General features: G+C 60.9%; 13 protein-coding genes, 1 tRNA gene, 2 rRNA genes and 1 pseudogene (1 of these 17 only partly in view). 8 read left to right on the top strand and 9 right to left on the bottom strand.

What is annotated here, in order from left to right; genetic code table 11:
• The 3 genes from NKH16_RS08845 to NKH16_RS08835 all read left to right on the top strand — a co-directional run.
• Window positions 1-2455: ribosomal RNA gene (locus NKH16_RS08845) — 23S ribosomal RNA — on the top strand (it extends 344 nt beyond the left edge of the window).
• 96 nt (window positions 2456-2551) lie between these two features.
• Window positions 2552-2666, top strand: a 5S ribosomal RNA gene (rrf, locus tag NKH16_RS08840).
• A 130-nt stretch (window positions 2667-2796) separates the two neighbouring features.
• Window positions 2797-2873 (top strand) — tRNA-Met (locus NKH16_RS08835).
• Between the two features lie 274 nt (window positions 2874-3147).
• On the opposite strand, the gene NKH16_RS08830 is transcribed toward NKH16_RS08835, so the two are convergent.
• From NKH16_RS08830 to NKH16_RS08805, 6 genes and pseudogenes are all read right to left on the bottom strand, one after another.
• Window positions 3148-3654 carry an L-2-amino-thiazoline-4-carboxylic acid hydrolase gene (locus NKH16_RS08830; RefSeq protein WP_352577383.1) on the bottom strand — a complete coding sequence of 169 codons (507 nt, stop codon included), beginning with the start codon at window positions 3652-3654 and terminating at the stop codon, window positions 3148-3150.
• A complete protein-coding gene (locus NKH16_RS08825) occupies window positions 3651-4442 on the bottom strand; it encodes an ATP-binding cassette domain-containing protein (RefSeq protein WP_352743062.1) in 792 nt (263 codons plus the stop codon). Before NKH16_RS08825 ends, NKH16_RS08830 begins: the two co-directional genes overlap by 4 nt.
• Window positions 4439-5439, bottom strand: a pseudogene (locus NKH16_RS08820) (ABC transporter ATP-binding protein). The gene NKH16_RS08825 and the pseudogene NKH16_RS08820 overlap by 4 nt, the downstream one beginning before the upstream one ends.
• Window positions 5436-6266: an ABC transporter permease gene (locus tag NKH16_RS08815; protein ID WP_352746342.1), complete on the bottom strand. Its 831-nt coding sequence runs from the start codon at window positions 6264-6266 to the stop codon at window positions 5436-5438. The pseudogene NKH16_RS08820 and the gene NKH16_RS08815 overlap by 4 nt, the downstream one beginning before the upstream one ends.
• Window positions 6263-7249 carry an ABC transporter permease gene (locus NKH16_RS08810; protein WP_352899075.1) on the bottom strand — a complete coding sequence of 329 codons (987 nt, stop codon included), beginning with the start codon at window positions 7247-7249 and terminating at the stop codon, window positions 6263-6265. Before NKH16_RS08810 ends, NKH16_RS08815 begins: the two co-directional genes overlap by 4 nt.
• A gap of 287 nt (window positions 7250-7536) precedes the next feature.
• Window positions 7537-9147 (bottom strand): ABC transporter substrate-binding protein, encoded by a 1611-nt coding sequence (locus NKH16_RS08805; RefSeq protein WP_352746347.1) that lies wholly within the window; start codon window positions 9145-9147, stop codon window positions 7537-7539.
• A gap of 366 nt (window positions 9148-9513) precedes the next feature.
• Here NKH16_RS08805 and NKH16_RS08800 point away from each other — a divergent pair, with 366 nt between their 5' ends.
• Together NKH16_RS08800 and NKH16_RS08795 are read left to right on the top strand one after the other, a co-directional pair.
• A complete protein-coding gene (locus tag NKH16_RS08800) occupies window positions 9514-10719 on the top strand; it encodes a M24 family metallopeptidase (RefSeq protein WP_352746350.1) in 1206 nt (401 codons plus the stop codon).
• 62 nt (window positions 10720-10781) lie between these two features.
• Window positions 10782-11090: a hypothetical protein gene (locus NKH16_RS08795; protein WP_352876485.1), complete on the top strand. Its 309-nt coding sequence runs from the start codon at window positions 10782-10784 to the stop codon at window positions 11088-11090.
• A 2-nt stretch (window positions 11091-11092) separates the two neighbouring features.
• Here the strand turns inward: NKH16_RS08795 and NKH16_RS08790 are convergent, their stop codons facing one another.
• Genes NKH16_RS08790 through NKH16_RS08780 form a run of 3 tightly spaced genes read right to left on the bottom strand, consistent with a single transcriptional unit; the run spans window position 11093 to window position 13583 of the window.
• Window positions 11093-11509 (bottom strand): cupin domain-containing protein, encoded by a 417-nt coding sequence (locus NKH16_RS08790; RefSeq protein ID WP_352746352.1) that lies wholly within the window; start codon window positions 11507-11509, stop codon window positions 11093-11095.
• 26 nt (window positions 11510-11535) lie between these two features.
• Entirely contained in the window at window positions 11536-12375 is an 840-nt protein-coding gene (locus NKH16_RS08785) for a phosphoenolpyruvate hydrolase family protein (protein ID WP_352746355.1), read from the bottom strand.
• 11 nt (window positions 12376-12386) lie between these two features.
• Window positions 12387-13583, bottom strand: a complete 1197-nt coding sequence (locus NKH16_RS08780; RefSeq protein ID WP_352685844.1) for a Tm-1-like ATP-binding domain-containing protein — start codon at window positions 13581-13583, stop codon at window positions 12387-12389.
• Between the two features lie 109 nt (window positions 13584-13692).
• Here NKH16_RS08780 and NKH16_RS08775 point away from each other — a divergent pair, with 109 nt between their 5' ends.
• From NKH16_RS08775 to NKH16_RS08765, 3 genes are all read left to right on the top strand, one after another.
• Window positions 13693-14388 (top strand): TetR/AcrR family transcriptional regulator, encoded by a 696-nt coding sequence (locus NKH16_RS08775; RefSeq protein WP_502894974.1) that lies wholly within the window; start codon window positions 13693-13695, stop codon window positions 14386-14388.
• 357 nt (window positions 14389-14745) lie between these two features.
• On the top strand, window positions 14746-16062 hold the full coding sequence (locus tag NKH16_RS08770) for an ABC transporter substrate-binding protein (RefSeq protein ID WP_352448404.1): 1317 nt from the start codon (window positions 14746-14748) through the stop codon (window positions 16060-16062).
• A 92-nt stretch (window positions 16063-16154) separates the two neighbouring features.
• Complete coding sequence (locus tag NKH16_RS08765; protein ID WP_254816733.1) at window positions 16155-17060, top strand: carbohydrate ABC transporter permease; 906 nt, start codon at window positions 16155-16157, stop codon at window positions 17058-17060.
• Window position 17061 lies beyond the last annotated feature (1 nt).

Raw genomic sequence — 17061 nt, 5'->3', positions numbered from 1 at the left:
CGGAACCTTCTGGAAAGTAGGGCCATAGTGGGTGACAGCCCCGTACGCGTAATGCAAATCATCGTCCTCGAGTAAGGCGGGACACGTGAAATCCTGTCTGAAATTGGGGGGACCACCCTCCAAGCCTAAGTACTCGTGCATGACCGATAGCGAACTAGTACCGTGAGGGAAAGGTGAAAAGCACCCCGACAAGGGGAGTGAAAGAGTACCTGAAACCGATTGCCTACAAACAGTGGGAGCCCGCAAGGGTCACCACGTACCTTTTGTATAATGGGTCAGCGACTTAGTGTGACGAGCAAGCTTAAACCGATAGGTGTAGGCGCAGCGAAAGCGAGTCTGAACAGGGCGTTCAGTTCGTCGCATTAGACCCGAAACCGAGTGATCTAGCCATGAGCAGGTTGAAGGTAAGGTAACACTTACTGGAGGACCGAACCCATAACTGTTGCAATAGTTCGGGATGACTTGTGGCTAGGGGTGAAAGGCCAATCAAACTCGGAAATAGCTGGTTCTCCGCGAAATCTATTTAGGTAGAGCGTCGACCGAATACCCCAGGGGGTAGAGCACTGGATGGGCTAGGGGTCCTCACCGGATTACCAAACCTAACCAAACTCCGAATACCTGGGAGTAATAGTCGGCAGACACACGGCGGGTGCTAACGTCCGTCGTGAAAAGGGAAACAACCCTGACCTACAGCTAAGGTCCCCAAGTTATGGCTAAGTGGGAAAGGATGTGAGGATCCCAAAACAACCAGGATGTTGGCTTAGAAGCAGCCATCATTTAAAGAAAGCGTAACAGCTCACTGGTCTAAATAAGGGTCTTTGCGCCGAAAATGTAACGGGGCTAAAGCCATACACCGAAGCTTAGGGTTTGCAGCAATGCAAGCGGTAGCGGAGCGTTCTGTAAGCTGATGAAGCCATACCCGTGAGGGGTGGTGGAGGTATCAGAAGTGCGAATGCTGACATGAGTAACGTAAGGGGAGTGAGAGACTCCCCCGCCGAAAGTCCAAGGGTTCCTGCTTAAAGCTAATCTGAGCAGGGTTAGCCGGCCCCTAAGTCGAGGCAGAAATGCGTAGACGATGGGAACCACGTTAATATTCGTGGGCCTGGAGGAAGTGACGGATCATTGAGGTAGTCCAATCTTATCGGATTGAAAGGGCTGCTGCGTGGTTCCAGGAAATAGCTCCTCCTTATAGACCGTACCCGAAACCGACACTGGTGGACTGGTAGAGTATACCAAGGCGCTTGAGAGAACTATGCTGAAGGAACTCGGCAAATTGCACGCGTAACTTCGGAAGAAGCGTGACCCTTTCATGCGCAAGCATGGGAGGGTGGCACAGACCAGGGGGTAGCGACTGTTTATCAAAAACACAGGGCTCTGCGAAGTCGCAAGACGACGTATAGGGTCTGACGCCTGCCCGGTGCTGGAAGGTTAAGAGGAGGGGTGCAAGCTCTGAATCGAAGCCCCAGTAAACGGCGGCCGTAACTATAACGGTCCTAAGGTAGCGAAATTCCTTGTCGGGTAAGTTCCGACCTGCACGAATGGCGTAACGACTTCCCCGCTGTCTCCAGCATAGACTCAGTGAAATTGAATTCCCCGTGAAGATGCGGGGTTCCTGCGGTTAGACGGAAAGACCCCGTGCACCTTTACTATAGCTTTACATTGGCATTCGTAGTGGCATGTGTAGGATAGGTGGTAGGCTTTGAAACCTGGGCGCCAGCTCAGGTGGAGCCACCCTTGAAATACCACCCTTATCACTATGGATGTCTAACCGCGGCCCGTTATCCGGGTCCGGGACAATGTATGGTGGGTAGTTTGACTGGGGCGGTCGCCTCCTAAAGAGTAACGGAGGCGCGCGATGGTGGGCTCAGAACGGTCGGAAATCGTTCGCTGAGTGCAATGGCATAAGCCTGCCTGACTGCGAGACTGACAAGTCGAGCAGAGACGAAAGTCGGTCATAGTGATCCGGTGGTCCCGCGTGGAAGGGCCATCGCTCAACGGATAAAAGGTACGCCGGGGATAACAGGCTGATGACCCCCAAGAGTCCATATCGACGGGGTTGTTTGGCACCTCGATGTCGACTCATCGCATCCTGGGGCTGGAGCAGGTCCCAAGGGTATGGCTGTTCGCCATTTAAAGCGGTACGTGAGTTGGGTTCAGAACGTCGTGAGACAGTTCGGTCCCTATCTGCCGTGGGTGTAGGAATATTGAAAGGATCTGTCCCTAGTACGAGAGGACCGGGATGGACGGATCTCTGGTGGACCTGTTGTGGCGCCAGCCGCATAGCAGGGTAGCTATATCCGGACGGGATAACCGCTGAAGGCATCTAAGCGGGAAACCCACCTTAAAACGAGTATTCCCTGAGAACCGTGGAAGACGACCACGTTGATAGGCCGGGTGTGGAAGAGCGGCAACGCTTGAAGCTTACCGGTACTAATAGTTCGATCGGCTTGATCGTTCTCATTCCTAATGCCCATTTCTGGTGACAATCCTTGGATTGCGCCGAGATGGATGGCACAGAAAACAGCTTCTCGAGCAACGTGCGTTTTGCCGACCTGGTGGTTATGGCGGAGCGGCTGCACCCGATCCCATTCCGAACTCGGCCGTGAAACGCTCCAGCGCTGATGGTACTTCGTCTCAAGACGCGGGAGAGTAGGTCGCTGCCAGGTCTGCCAAGCGCACGTTGTTTAATCTTCTCCTTACGAAAAGGCCCGCCAACGGGATATCGGGCCGCGCAAGCGGCCCTTTCATTTGGCGGAAGCTTGAATCCGGTGAGCCAAGGCTTACCTTTTGGGTTGACGCGGGGTGGAGCAGCCCGGTAGCTCGTCAGGCTCATAACCTGAAGGTCACAGGTTCAAATCCTGTCCCCGCAACCAAATTCGAAAACGGCCCGCCTTGTGCGGGCCGTTTTCGTTTTGCTGGCCGATTGGTTCGATCCCCGTCAGGCCTCGCACGAAGCAGGCACAGCGAGACACCAAGGAAGGTCCAGCCCCCGCAACCAAATTCCTTGCATGCGAGCATCAAAAACCCCGGTAGCCTTACGGCGCCGGGTTTCTTTGTTTTGGGGCGTGCTGCCAAACACCGAAGCTCGCGCGCCGCGACGGAGTTCCACGTCCTGCCGGCACCTAACTGTGCTGCATGGATGCAGCTCTAACCGGCATCCCGGTTGGTCAAGGCGATGTGGCAGCAGCCGGAACCGTGGCCCGGCGTCCAGGTGACGTTGTCGAAGCGCACTCCGGTGGCCTCGAACAGGCCGCGGTCGAAGGCGCCGGCGATACGGCAGAGTGTGGCGAGCTTCTCGTCGCCGACGCCGGCCTCGACCCAGGCGTCCTTCAGCGGACAGCGCCTGACCTTGAAGGCGATGCGGTCCGGACCGCGTTCGACGTCGGTCGGATACATGCGACCGCCATCCGGGCTGACGGCGAGGAACGCCTCGCCGATCGCCGGTGCGTCGTTTGGGCCGAAATCGGCAAAGGCCGCCGCCGCAACCTCCTTGCCGCGTTGTTCGATGATACGGATCATGATCGCCTCGGCTTTTTCCGCGCCCAACTCCGCGGTTAGCTCGTCGAGGAATAGACGATAGAGATCGGCGCGGTTGCGGAAGGCGGAATCGAGTTCGCGCGACAGTTTTTCGGCTCGGGCTTCGGCGTCGGTCATGATGCGTCCCGTTCGATCCTTGACAGTCTTGGCGCTGCCGCCACCAGCGCCTTGCCGATCGCGGATTGCGGCGCGTCGATGACGCTGCGCGCATCGCCGCTCTCGGCAATGCGCCCGGCTTCCAGAATAGTGACCCGGTGGGCGATGGCACGGACGACGCCGAGATCGTGCGAAATGAACAGATAGGCGATGCGTTCCTCGCGTTGAAGGTCAAGCAGCAGCTGCAGGATCTGCGCGCGCACCGAAACATCGAGCGCCGACACGGCCTCGTCGAGCACGACCAGCGACGGTTTCGTGGCGATGGCGCGGGCGATTGCAACGCGCTGGCGTTGGCCGCCGGAAATTTCGTGAATGGCGCGGCCGGCGAGACCGGGGCTGAGGCCGACGCGTTCCAGCAGAGCTGCAATATGGCGCGCGCGCTCGGGGCCAGAGGCAATGTGATGGATGCGCAAGGGGTCGTCAAGCACACGCGCGACTGTGGCGCGTGGGTTCAAGGCGGCGAGCGGATCCTGAAACACCATCTGAAGACGGGCGCGCCGGCCGCGCAAGGCAGCGCCGTTCAGCGACAGGAAATCGCTGCCTTCAAATTCAATACGGCCGGTATCGACTTCGATGAGCCGGAGCACTAGACGAGCTATCGTCGACTTGCCGCTGCCGGAAGGTCCGGCCAGCGCCAGCGTCTCGCCGGGGTCGATGTGGAAGGAAACGTTGTCGACCGCGGCGATGATCTTGCCGCCGCGACTGTATCGTTTGGTCAGGCCGGAAACGGCGAGCAGCGGGTCGGTCATGTTCGCCGCAACAGCGGCTCGGCGTCGAGGCCGAGATGAGCGTCAAGCAGCACACGAGTGTATGCGTGACGCGGCGCATTGACGATTTGGGCTGTCGAACCGAGCTCGAGCAGCTCGCCATGCCGGAACACCGCGATGCGCTCCGCCAGCTCAGCGGCCAGCGCAATGTCGTGGCTGATGAACAGCAGCGTCATACCGTCCTCGGCCACCAGTCGCCGGATCAGCCCGACGATCTCGGCCTGCACGATCGTATCCAGCGCGCTGGTCGCCTCGTCGGCGATCAGCAATCTCGGACCGGCAGCAATCGCCGCGGCGATCGCCACACGCTGCTTCTGGCCGCCGGAGAGCTGGTGCGGGAAGGCGCAGAGGGCAGCGTCCGGATCGGGCAGGCGGACGCGCTCGAGCAGGGTTTTTGCCTTGGCATAGGCGTCTCGCCAACTGAGGCCGAGATGAGTGCACGCGACTTCCGCGATCTGCTTGCCGATTGGCATCACCGGGTCGAGACTGGCGGATGGGTCCTGGAAAACGAGCCGATATCGCGGCCGCCGATGGGGGTGTGGCTTGTCGCAATGACGAATGGTCGGCGTCCCGTCGCACCCCCCTCTGTCCTGCCGGACATCTCCCCCTCAAGGCGGGAGATTGCACTTTCATCTGTGCCTTCGCCAATCACCGAAGCTGGCGGAAAGGAACCGGCTGCGAAACTACCGATCTCCCCCCTTGAGGGGGAGATGTCCGGCAGGACAGAGGGGGGTGCCTTGGCACCAAACATTGGCGGCGGACGCAAGAGCCAATCGATGCGGCCTTCGATCCTGGCGGTGGCCGGCAGCAGCCCGGCAATGGCCAGCGCCAGCGTGCTCTTGCCCGAACCGCTTTCACCGATGATGGCAAAGCGCTCGCCGGCGGTGATGTCGAAGCCGACATTCTTCAGCGCCGCTACCTCGGCGCCGTCGCGGCGATAGGTCACCGTCAGATTGCGGATCGAAGCAAGCGCCGTCACGACAGGCTCCTCCTCATCGCCGTGGTCTCGACGACGCCTTCGCCGGCGAGATAGACGCCGAGCACGGTGAGCACGAGCGCTACGCCCGGAATAATCGACAGGAAGGGCGCGGTGCGCAGCACGGCGCGGCCTTCGGCGATCATGCCGCCCCAGGTAACCCGGTTGGGATCGCCGAGGCCGAGAAAGGACAATGCCGCTTCGGTGAGAATCGCCGCGGCGACGATCACCGACGACAAAGCCATTACCGGCGGCAGCGCATTGGGGAGCACCTCGCGAAAGGCGATCTCCAACGGATGCATGCCGATGACGCGGGCGCCGGCAACAAAATCGCGCTCGCGGATCGACAGCACTTCGGCCCGCGCGACGCGTGCCGGTCCGGTCCAGGCGCCAAGCGCGATCGCCGCGACGACGACGCCGAGCGACGGCCCGACGATGCTGACGAAAGCCAAAGCCAGCAGAAAGGCTGGCACGGTCTGGAACGCGTCGGCGATGCGCATCAGCATCTCGTCGACAACGCCGCCAGCAAAACCGGCCAACGTGCCGATCACGGCGCCGACGGCAAGGGCGACGGCTGCTGCTGCCAGCCCGACCGCCAGCGAGGTGCGGGCGCCGTGGAGAAGCTCGGCTAGCACGTCGCGGCCGAGGCGGTCGGTGCCGAGTGGCAACGACCAGTCCTGGAACGGCGGTAGCAACGCCGGCCCGGCAATGGCCTGCGGATCGCCGGGAAAGAACAAAGGTGCGGCAAGCGCCACGGCAAACAGCGCCGCCAGGATGACCGCGCCGGCGATCGCTTCCGGGGTCCGGAGAAAGCGGCGAAGCGGGCTCACGCGCCGGCCTCACTGGCGCCGACGCGCGGATCGAGGAAGGCGTAGGCGATGTCGACGAGAAGGTTGATGATGACGACCAGGACAGCGCTGGTGAGAATAATGCCGAGCAGTAGTGGGGTATCCCGCGCGGCCACCGCTTCCTGCGCCAGTCGGCCAAGGCCGGGCACGGAAAAGACGCTCTCGATCACGACGCTGCCGCCCAGCATTTGCGCCGACTGCAGGCCGAGCATGGTGACCAGCGGCAACAGTGCGTTGCGTGCGACATGGGCGAGCACGATGCGACGGCGGGAAAGTCCCCTGGCACGGGCGGCCAGCACAAAGTCCTGTCGCCACACCTCGGCCATGCCGGCGCACATCATGCGCAGATAGAGCGCGAGATAAATGAAGCCGAGCGCCGAAACCGGCAGGACGAGATGGCGGGCGATATCGGCGGCGCGATCGAGGCCGGTCCTGGCCGAGACGATACTCTCGATGCCGCTGATCGGAAACCAGTGCAGGTCGACGGCGAAGACAATGATCAGCACAAGCCCGAGCCAGAAGCCCGGCACGGCATAGAGCGCCAGCGAACCGATGGAGAGGAAGCGATCGCGGAAGCTGCCGGGTCTGGCGCCGGCATAGATGCCGAGCGCCGAGCCGAGGCCGAAGGAGAGCGCGGTGGCGCTGCCCATCAACAGCAGCGTGTTGGGCAGGCGCCCGAGGATGACATCGCGGATCGGCCGCGAAAAGCTGACCGATTGGCCGAGATCGAGATGCAGCAGCGCCCAAAGATAATTGGCGAGCCGTGTCAGTTCCGACTGGTCGAGCCCCCAGCGGTGACGCAACAACTCGATCATGCCGGCGTCGCCGCCGGTCGAGACGATGTAGGCATCGACCGCGTCGCCGGGAGCGGCTTCGAGCAACAGGAACGTGCCGATGACGACAATCAGCAGCACGAAGATGCTGCCGACGAGACGGCGGCGAAGGAGGATGACGGCGCGGGTCATGGCGCAACGCCAATAGGAGAGCCAAGTCTTCGGTGCCGCCCTCTACGGCGCCCCCCTCTGTCCTGCCGGACATCTCCCCCATAAGCAGGGAGATTGGCAGTTTCGGCGTTGCCGGCCGTCTTGCAACGCCGGAGATTGGCGAAAGCGACAATGACAGCCGATCTCCCCCCTCGTGGGGGAGATGCCAAGTGGTGGCAAAGAGGGCAGGACAGAGGGGGGCGCGAAAAAGCTCTCATCGCTGAAGCTGAGCACCCACACAAGCGGCGCGCAAGTCTGGAGAGACTTCCTTACCCCTCCAGCCAAGTGTCCGCCCAGTTCGATACCGCCCAGCGCGGGTTGTTGGCGATGTTGTTGACCGTATCGCGGGCGACGCTGATGAAACCCCATTCGGCGACGTTGATCAGCGGCAGGTCGGCGGCAACTTTTCTCTGGAACTCCTTGTAGAGTTCAGTGCGGGCGGCGGTGTCGAGCGTCTCCGATGCCTTGGCGATCAGGGCGTCGAGATCGGCATTCTTGTAGCCACCCTGGTTGGAGAAGGGCACGCCGTCGGGAATGCCGCTCTGCACCAGGATGGTGGTCGAGATCGCCGGATCGCCACGGAACACCGGCGGCCCGACCGCAAGGTCGAAGGCGTGGTCGGTGTAAACCGCCTTGATGTGCGCGGCAGAGTCGTTGTTGACCAGCTGGGCGTCGATGCCGATGGCGGCGAGCGCCTGGCGCAGATAGTCGCCGAACTGCTTGGTTTCGTTGAAGTAGGGCGCCGGCAGCAACCTCAGTGAAAAGCGCTTGCCGTCATCACCTCGGCTGTAGCCGGCCTCGTCAAGCAAGGCGTTGGCCTTGGCGACGTCGAAGGCGTAGGTCGGCACGTCGGCGGTGTAGAATTGCGGGTCGTTTTTCGGCACCGGGCCAGTGGCGGTGGCGGCATAGCCAAGGAATACCGTCTTGACGACGAAATCCTTGTCGATGGCGTGAGCGATCGCCTGGCGTACTTTCAGGTCGGCCAGCTCCTTGCGGCGATGATTGATCTCGACGACGAGCTGGTAGGTCAGCCCTTCATAACCCTTGGTGATCACCTTGAGACCGGGCACTTTGGAGATGCGGTCGAGATCGGCCAGGGGCACGGCGGAGAAGGCGGCGAGCTGGATCTCTTCGGCTTCCAGGGCGCTGGCCGCCGACGTGCGGTCCGGCAGCACCTGATAGATGATCTCGTCGAGATAGGGCTCGTCCTTGCCCCAATAGTCGGTGTTCTTCTCCAGCCGGTAATATTCGCCGGGCTTGTGTTCGGCAAATTTGAACGGTCCGGTGCCGACCGGGGCGTTGTTGGCCGGGTTGTCCTCGATCTTTCCGGTCTCGTAGATGTGCTTGGGCACCACGCTGCTCAGCGCCGGCAAGGCGTTGCGGATCAGCTGGAACGGTGTCGGCTTGGCGAATTTGAACACGGCGGTGGTTTCGTCCGGCGTGTCGACCGCCTTCAGATCCTTGAACACGGTGCGGCCGAGGTTCTGCAGCGGCTTCCAGACCTGCAGCGCCGAGAAGGCGACATCGGCTGAGGTGAATGGCTTCCCATCATGCCATTTGACGCCCTCGCGCAGTTTGAACGTCACCGCCATGCCGTCGGCGGCACCTTCCCAGCTGAGCGCCAGGCGCGGATCGAGCCCGTCCTTGCCGCCGAAGGAGGCCTCGGCCAAGGTTTCCACGATCTTGCTCGAAATGAAGAAGACGCCGTTCGAGGCGACAATCGCCGGATTGAGATTGCGCGGCTCGGAATCGGCGGCGACAACCAGTCGTCCGCCCTTTCTCGGCGTCTGCGCCGAGCCGATCGTCGGCATGGCGGTGGAGGCCAACAGCAATGCCGAACCGGCCAGCATTGTACGTCTGGAAATGGTGAACTCTGGCATGATCGAACTCCGTCCTCTCCTCGGACCCGGCCGGGTCCGCCGTACCCCTCGGACGCTCGTAAGCATCCTGCAAAGCTGATTATGGGCCTTGTGCGGGGTTTCGCCAAAGACGGAATTGGCGCATCTCTATGTGGCTTTGAAATTTCCGTCCGCTGGACCACTTGTACAGAAAACGGTTCGACGCGCGGCTCTAGCAGGACCAGACTGGAGTAAAGTGCAGCAGGTGGAGCAGCTTTTGGGGCTGGTTCGCCCGTTCTGGCTGGACCAGATCGGGCAAAATGATGCAGATTTAAGCATAGCCGAGGTTCAGAGCCGGAAAAGCCGGTGCCGGCGAGCGGCCGGCTAAGGGATTTCAGGGAGAGAGACATGAACATTGCCCGAGGCAAGAATGCCGTCGGCAGCGTGCCGTTCGACCAGGCCAGGGTGGACGGGCTGATGGAGGAGGCCGGCATCGACGTGCTGCTCGCCACCTCCAAGCACAACACGCAATATCTGCTTGGCGGCTACAAGTTCATCTTCTTCGCCGCCATGGATGCAATCGGCCACAGCCGTTATCTGCCTGTCGTCGTCTATGAGAAAGGTGGGCCGGAGCATGCCGCCTACATCGGCAACCGCATGGAAGGCGGCGAGCACCAGAATCATCCATTCTGGACGCCGACACTGCATGCCGCCTGCTGGGGTACGCTCGATGCCGCCAATCTGGCAGTCGAGCATTTGCGAAAGATCGGCAAGGGCAATGCCCGCATCGGCATCGAGCCCGCCTTCCTGCCGTCCGACGCCTATATGCTGATCCGCAACGCGCTGCCGGATGCCAAGCTGATCGATGCGACTGATATGCTGGAGCGCATGCGGACAATCAAAACCGAGGCGGAGCTGGAAAAGCTGCGCATCGCCTCCGAACTGATCACCGATTCTATGCTGGCGACCATCGGCTGGGCACGCGAAGGCACGACCAAGAGCGAGATCATCGAACAGCTCAGGCGCGAGGAGACCAATCGCGGCGCGCATTTCGAATATTGCCTGTTGACGCTAGGCTCCAGCCACAACCGCGCCGCCTCGCAGCAGGCGTGGAGGAAGGGCGAGGTGATGTCGATCGATTCCGGCGGCAACTACCACGGCTATATCGGCGATCTTTGCCGCATGGGCGTGCTGGGCGACCCTGACGCCGAACTCGAGGATCTGCTGGCCGAGATCGAGACAGTGCAGCAGGCGGCCTTCTCCAAGGTCAAGGCGGGCACGCTGGGCGGTGACATGATTTCTCATGCCGAAGGCGTTCTGAAGAAATCCAAGGTTGCGGCCTATACTGATTTTTTCGCGCATGGCATGGGGCTGATCACGCATGAAGCGCCGTTCCTGATGACCAACCATCCGGTGACATATGAAGGCACCTATGCCGCAAAGCCGCTGGAGAAGAACATGGTGCTTTCGGTCGAGACGACCATGCTCCACCCGACGCGCGGCTTCATCAAGCTGGAGGACACGGTGGCGGTGACCGATGCCGGCTACGTCATGTTCGGCGATCGGGGCCGGGGCTGGAACAGGGGCGGGGGCGGCTTAGGCGCTGGTACCTAGCCCGTTCTTGAGATTACCTCGTCCGAGCAAACAATTGGTCACACCAGCGAGCATTTGCCGATATGGAACGCGAACTGCCCAAGCAGGTCTTTATCGACGGGTGCGAGCAGATCTCCATGGAGTTCGAACCGATTGGGTTCCGCTTTGCGAAAAGCGGTCCTCATGCGAGTCGTCGGGCCGGCGACTGGGCATTCAAAATCTCCTTTCAATCAAACTATCTGAACGTCGGCGGCGAGTACGTCGAACTCGTCGTGCATGCTTTCCGATCAGAGCGCGATGTCCCCACTTTGCCGGATAGGCTCGCTCTGGGAAGCGATACTAACAACCTAGCAAGGGTCGCTCGTGCGATGAAGATTGGCCTCAGCCTGTGACATTATCTGCCCGGCGGGATCAACCTGAAATCCGGCAACTCCCGCAACGCCAGTTCCGGCCCGGCCGGCGAATAGACGACGAAAAGCTGCATCGGCCCGTCGCCGGTATTGAGCGTCGAGTGGAAGCGGCTTTCCGGCACATAGATGGTGCAGCCGGGGCCGACTTTCTCGACGACCGGGTTGCCTTTCTCGTCCTCGACCATCTGCTCGCCATCGCCTGAGATGACAAAGATGATCTCCTCCGCACCCGGATGGTTATGACGCGTATGGCCTTTGCCTGACGGTAGGTCGACGACACCACCGGAAAATCGCTTTGCGCCGTTCACTTCGGGAGCGACCGTCAGCGACAGCCTGCCCCAGTCGAAGCCGAAGGCGCTGACGTCTTTTCGATATACGAATACCTTGCTGTTGTCGGTCATCGTCCCACCCTTCTTTTTGCTGGTCTCTACGCAGCGCCGAACGTGACGGCCTTGAAATCCGCCGTCTGCCTGGCGATCGAGGCTTCCGCCGGCAGCCGCTCCATCGAACTGGCGCCATAGAACCCGTGCAGGCCCTTGCAGCGCTCGAGAATATATCTGGCGTCGTCCGGCATCGAGATCGGCCCGCCATGGCAAAGCAGGATCATATCGTCGCGCACTGAGCGTGCCGCTTTGGCGATGGCGTCGATCTCGCTCACACAGTCGTCCAGCGATTTAGCCGATGTCGCGCCAATCGAGCCGCCGGTGGTCACCCCCATATGGGCGACGACGATGTCGGCGCCAGCTGTCGTCATGGCGCGCGCCTCGTCTGGGTTGAAGACATAGGGCGTGGTCAACAGGTCGAGTTTGTGAGCCTCGGCGATCATGTCGACCTCGAGCCCGAAGCCCATGCCGGTTTCTTCAAAACTCTGCCGCATCTGGCCGTCGAACAGGCCGATGGTCGGAAAGTTCTGCACACCGGAAAAGCCCATCGTCTTCAACTCGGCCAAAAGCAGCGGCATGATGACGAAGGGATCGGTGCCGTTGACGCCGGCCAGCACCGGCGTCTTCTTCACTACCGGCAGCACTTCGTAGGCCATTTCCCTGACGATCTCGTTGGCGTTGCCATAGGCGAGCAGGCCGGCGGCCGAGCCGCGCCCGGCCATGCGGTAGCGGCCGGAATTGTAGATGATGATCAGGTCGATGCCGCCGGCTTCCTCTGCCTTGGCCGACAGGCCGGTGCCGGCACCGCCGCCGACGATCGGCACGCCGTCCGCGATCATCTTGCGGAATTTCTCCAGGATTTTCTTGCGCGGTATGGCGGCCATGTCTTGGTGTCTCACTGTCTGGCGATGTCGAGGAAGGCCGTTGTGGCAGCCCAGGCGAATTCGGGGTCGTTGATATGAAGCGGCAGGCGCAGCACGCGCCGCGTTTTGGCGGGTTTGATGGTACGCTCGATCGCCTCGAACAAAGCGGCATCGGCTTCAGGGTCGAAGAAGGCGCCGCCTTCAATGTCGAGCGCCGACACGCCTTTCTCCGGAATGAGGAAACGAACCGGACCCTGGCAGAGGCTCAGCCTTGTACCGATCCATTCGCCGATCGTTCTGCTTTCGTCGGCAGTGGTGCGCATCAGTGTGACGTTTGGATTGTGCTCATAGAACAGCCGGCCGCGATAGCGTTCCGGAATTGTCGGCGGCGCCCAGAAATTGACCATGTCGAGCGCGCCGACCGAGCCGACATAAGGCAGCCCGGTGCGGGCGATGGCGCCAAAGCGATCTTCGGTCGCCGGCAGCACGCCGCCAAGCAGCAAGTCGCAGACTTCGGTCGTTGTGATGTCGATGACGCCTGACAACAGGCCGCTGTCAGCCAATTTTTCCATGGTGCGGCCGCCGGTGCCGGTGGCATGAAAGACCATGCAGTCATAAGTCGAACGAAGCTCATCGGCGATCGCGGTCACGCATGGCGTGGTGACGCCGAACATGGTGAGGCCGAGCGACGGTTTGCCCTCGGGCGGCGGCGCCGGCTTTGTCGCCATGCCTGATATCGCCTGGGCGGCATTGTGCAGCACGACACGCGAAAGCCGGTTGAGGCCGGCCATGTCCGTCACCGACGGCATCATGACGATGTCGGAGACGTCGACGTAAGGCGCGGTGTCACCCGAGGCCAACGTCGAAACCATGATCTTGGGCAGACCGAGCGGCAGCGTGCGCATGCCTGCGGTGATGATCGAGGTGCCGCCACCGCCGCCAATGCCGATAATCCCGGCAATATCGCTGCGCGACTGGACAAACCGGGCAAAGGCGGCAGCCATCGCCGCCACCGCGGTGCCGCGATCGTCGACGCCGAGCACGGCATTGCGACCCTCGGAATGGTGGCTGGCGACCTCGTCTGCCGAAACATCAACCGGCACGGTCGCGCCGCGTGTTCCGATGTCGACACGGGCAATCGAAGCGCCGGTAGCCGCGACCGCATCGGCCAGAAATGCGAGTTCCTCGCCCTTGGTGTCGGCGGTGCCCACCACATAGATGCGCTTCATCGCGTTTCCCCGGTCTTGGGCGTGCTCGGCGCTGCCGCCCCTTTTTGCCCGGCCGTTCGACGGCGCGAAGGGCCATTGCAATTTTTTGAGACACGCGTATCGTATTGACATGAATGTCTCACGTCAACAAGCGGCAATGGACGACGATGCCAGCCAAGGGCCGAACCCCCAAGTAGAGCGCGGGGCCCGCGTGCGCACCAGGCGTCTCATGCTGGAGACGGCGACAAAGCTGATGCAGGCAGGCGCCACGCCCTCCGTCAGCGAGGTGGCGGAGGCAGCGGAGGTCTCGCGCGCCACCGCCTATCGGTATTTTCCGAGCCAGGCGGCGTTGGTGCAGGCGGTGGTCGATGAGGGGCTTGGGCCGATCCTTACGTGGAAATCGAGCTCTGCCGATCCCGAGCGCCGGGTCGCCGAGCTGTTCGAGACCGCCATGCCGCGCATCGAGGTCTTCGAAGCGACGTTCAAGGCGGCGCTGAAACTGTCGCTCGACCAGTGGGCGCAGCGACAGGCAGGCACGCTTGACGGCGAACCTGCCTTCACGCGCGGCCATCGCGTCGATCTTTTGAAAGATGCGATCGCGCCACTCAAAGGCCGGTTGCCGCCGCGCGAATTCAAGCGGCTCGCGCAGGCGCTGTCATTGATCTTCGGTGTTGAGATGCTGATCGTATTGAAGGATATATGGGGATTGGATAGCCGCAGTATGATGTCGGTTGCGCAATGGGCGGCCGGCGCTCTTGTGCGCGCGGCTATGACCGAATCGATGATTGAAGGAGATGGGATCGCGCCGACGACCGCCGTGAGATGACGCCAATCTGGTTCGACCAGATTTTCAACCTGGCTATTCATGCTACTAGCGATGCAGCGACCCAAGTACGGCATTCATGTATCAAGGAGTAGGAAAATTCAGGGAAAACAGGCAGATATCGCAGAAGCCAACTTGTCTGCGTGTCCGCCATCGTCCAAGAAAGGGCTTGACGTTCCTCTTAAATTGGTAATACCAGATCAGGACAAATAAAGCGGATCAAAGGTGAAGGCTGAGATCCGTTACGGTCGAGCGAGGAGGCTCACAGACCGAAGCGGTGCCGTCACGGGAGGACTACCAGGGCCGGCCTCGATGCCGGTTCTCATGAGCGGTAGAATGCGCACAAGGGAGGAAATCATTATGCGCAAGACAATGACCAGCTTGCTTGCTGGTATCGGCCTAGTGCTCGCCTGCGGAACGTCCGTCTACGCGCAGGAAAAGGAACTTACAATCTTCTGGGCGGAATGGGATCCGGCCAATTACCTGCAGGAACTCGGCAACGAGTACGAGAAGGAAACCGGCGTCAAGATCACGGTGGAAACCACACCGTGGCCCGACTTTCAGACCAAGGCCTTCACCGAGTTCAACGCCCATGGCGACGCCTACGATATGGTCGTCGGCGACTCGCAATGGCTCGGTGCCGGCTCGACCGGTGGCCACTATGTCGACCTGACCGACTTCTTCAACAAGCACAAGGTCGGTGAAGTGATGGCACCGGCCACGGTGAAATACTATGCCGAATATCCGGGCGGCAGCAGCAAGTACTGGGCCATTCCGCTCGAAGGCGACGCCGTCGGCTGGTCCTATCGCAAGGACTGGTTCGAAGACCCCAAGGAAAAGGAAGCCTTCAAGGCCAAGTATGGCTACGATCTCGACGTGCCGAAGGATTTCAAGGCGCTACGCGACATCGCCGAATTCTTCTACCGGCCGGACCAGAAAAAATACGGCATCGCCATCTACACCGACAATTCCTATGACGCGATGGCGATGGGCTTCGAAAACGCGCTGTTTTCCTTCGGCGGCGAGCTGGGTGACTATAAGACCTACAAGGTCGATGGCTTCATCAACTCCGACAAGGCGATCGCGGCGCTCGACGCCTACAAGGAACTCTACAAGTTCACGCCTCCGGGCTGGGCCAAGTCGTTCTTCGTCGAGGACAACCAGGCGATCACTGAAAACCTGGCCGCGATGAGCATGAACTACTTCGCGTTCTTCCCCTCGTTGATCAACGAGGCGTCGAACCCGAACGCCAAGAACACCGGCTTCTTCGCCAATCCAGCCGGACCTGGCGGCGACCAGTTCGCCGCACTCGGCGGTCAGGGCATCTCCATCGTTTCCTACTCGCAGAAGCAGGAAGAGGCGACGAAGTTCCTGGAATGGTTCATCAAGGACGAGACCCAGAAGAAATGGGCAGCGCTTGGCGGCTACACCTGCAGTGCCGCCGTGCTCAAGTCGCCCGAATTCCAGAACGCCACGCCCTACAACAAGGCGTTCTACGAGACCATGTTCAAGGTCAAGGACTTCTGGGCGGTTCCGGAATACGCGGAACTGCTGCAGCAGCTTAACCAGCGCATCTATCCTTACATGATCGGCGGCGAAGGCACCGCCAAGGAGACGCTGGACGCACTGGCAGCCGACTGGAACGCGACCTTCAAGAAATACGGCCGCGGCCAATAAGTATGAAGTTTCACGGAGGGGGCGTTCGTGCCTCCTCCGTTTCTTTTTCTGATTTTTGAAATCTTTCTGATTTCTGAACTGGGAGCAGGGTCTTGGCGACCACAATGATCACCACGCTGGACAGGTCCTCGCGGGCCGCCGCTCGCGGTCTAAGCGACATTTCGATCCGCAATCTCTTCATCATCCCGACGATCCTGTTTCTAATCGTCTTCAACATCTTCCCGCTGATCTATTCGCTGGGCTATTCGTTCACCGATTTCCGCGCCTCGACCAGCGCGGCGGCGAATTTCGTCGGGCTGCAAAACTACCGCGACCTGCTCAGCGATCCCTATGTCTGGTCCAACTTCGCCATCACCGCAAAATACGTCATCATCTCGGTCGCCGGCCAGCTGCTCGTCGGCTTCGGCGTGGCCATGCTGCTCAACCGCGACATTCCGCTCAAGGGCCTGCTGACGACGCTCCTGTTGTTGCCGATGATGCTGTCGATGGCCGTCGTCGGCCTGTTCTGGAAGCTGCTCTACGATCCGTCCTTCGGCATCATCAATTATGCGCTGGGCCTCGGCACCTTCGAATGGCTGTCGAATCCGAAAATGGCGCTCTATGCGGTCGCGCTGACCGACATCTGGATGTGGTCGCCCTTCGTCATGCTGTTGTCGCTGGCCGGCCTGTCGGCCGTGCCCAAGCATCTCTACGAGGCAGCCGCGATCGACAGGGCCGGGCCATTCTACACCTTCTTCCGCATAACGCTGCCGCTGGTTGCGCCGATCCTGATGATCGCGGTCATCTTCCGCACCATGGAGGCGTTCAAGACCTTCGACCTCGCCTACATCCTGACCAGCCAGCCGACGGCCGAGCTGATCTCGATCCGGCTCTACAAGATGGCGTTCCAGGAATGGCAGACCGGGCGTTCCTGCGCGCTCGCCTACATCGTGCTGATCATGGTGCTGGCGATCACCAACATCTATGTCAAATACCTCAACAAGGTGAAGGAGCGCTGAG

This window comes from Mesorhizobium sp. M1307, assembly GCF_040318155.1.
In the GTDB taxonomy this organism is placed as follows: Bacteria; Pseudomonadota; Alphaproteobacteria; order Rhizobiales; family Rhizobiaceae; genus Mesorhizobium.
The sequence above is the reverse complement of the archived record's forward strand: the minus strand, read 5'-3'. Positions and strand labels throughout refer to the sequence as shown.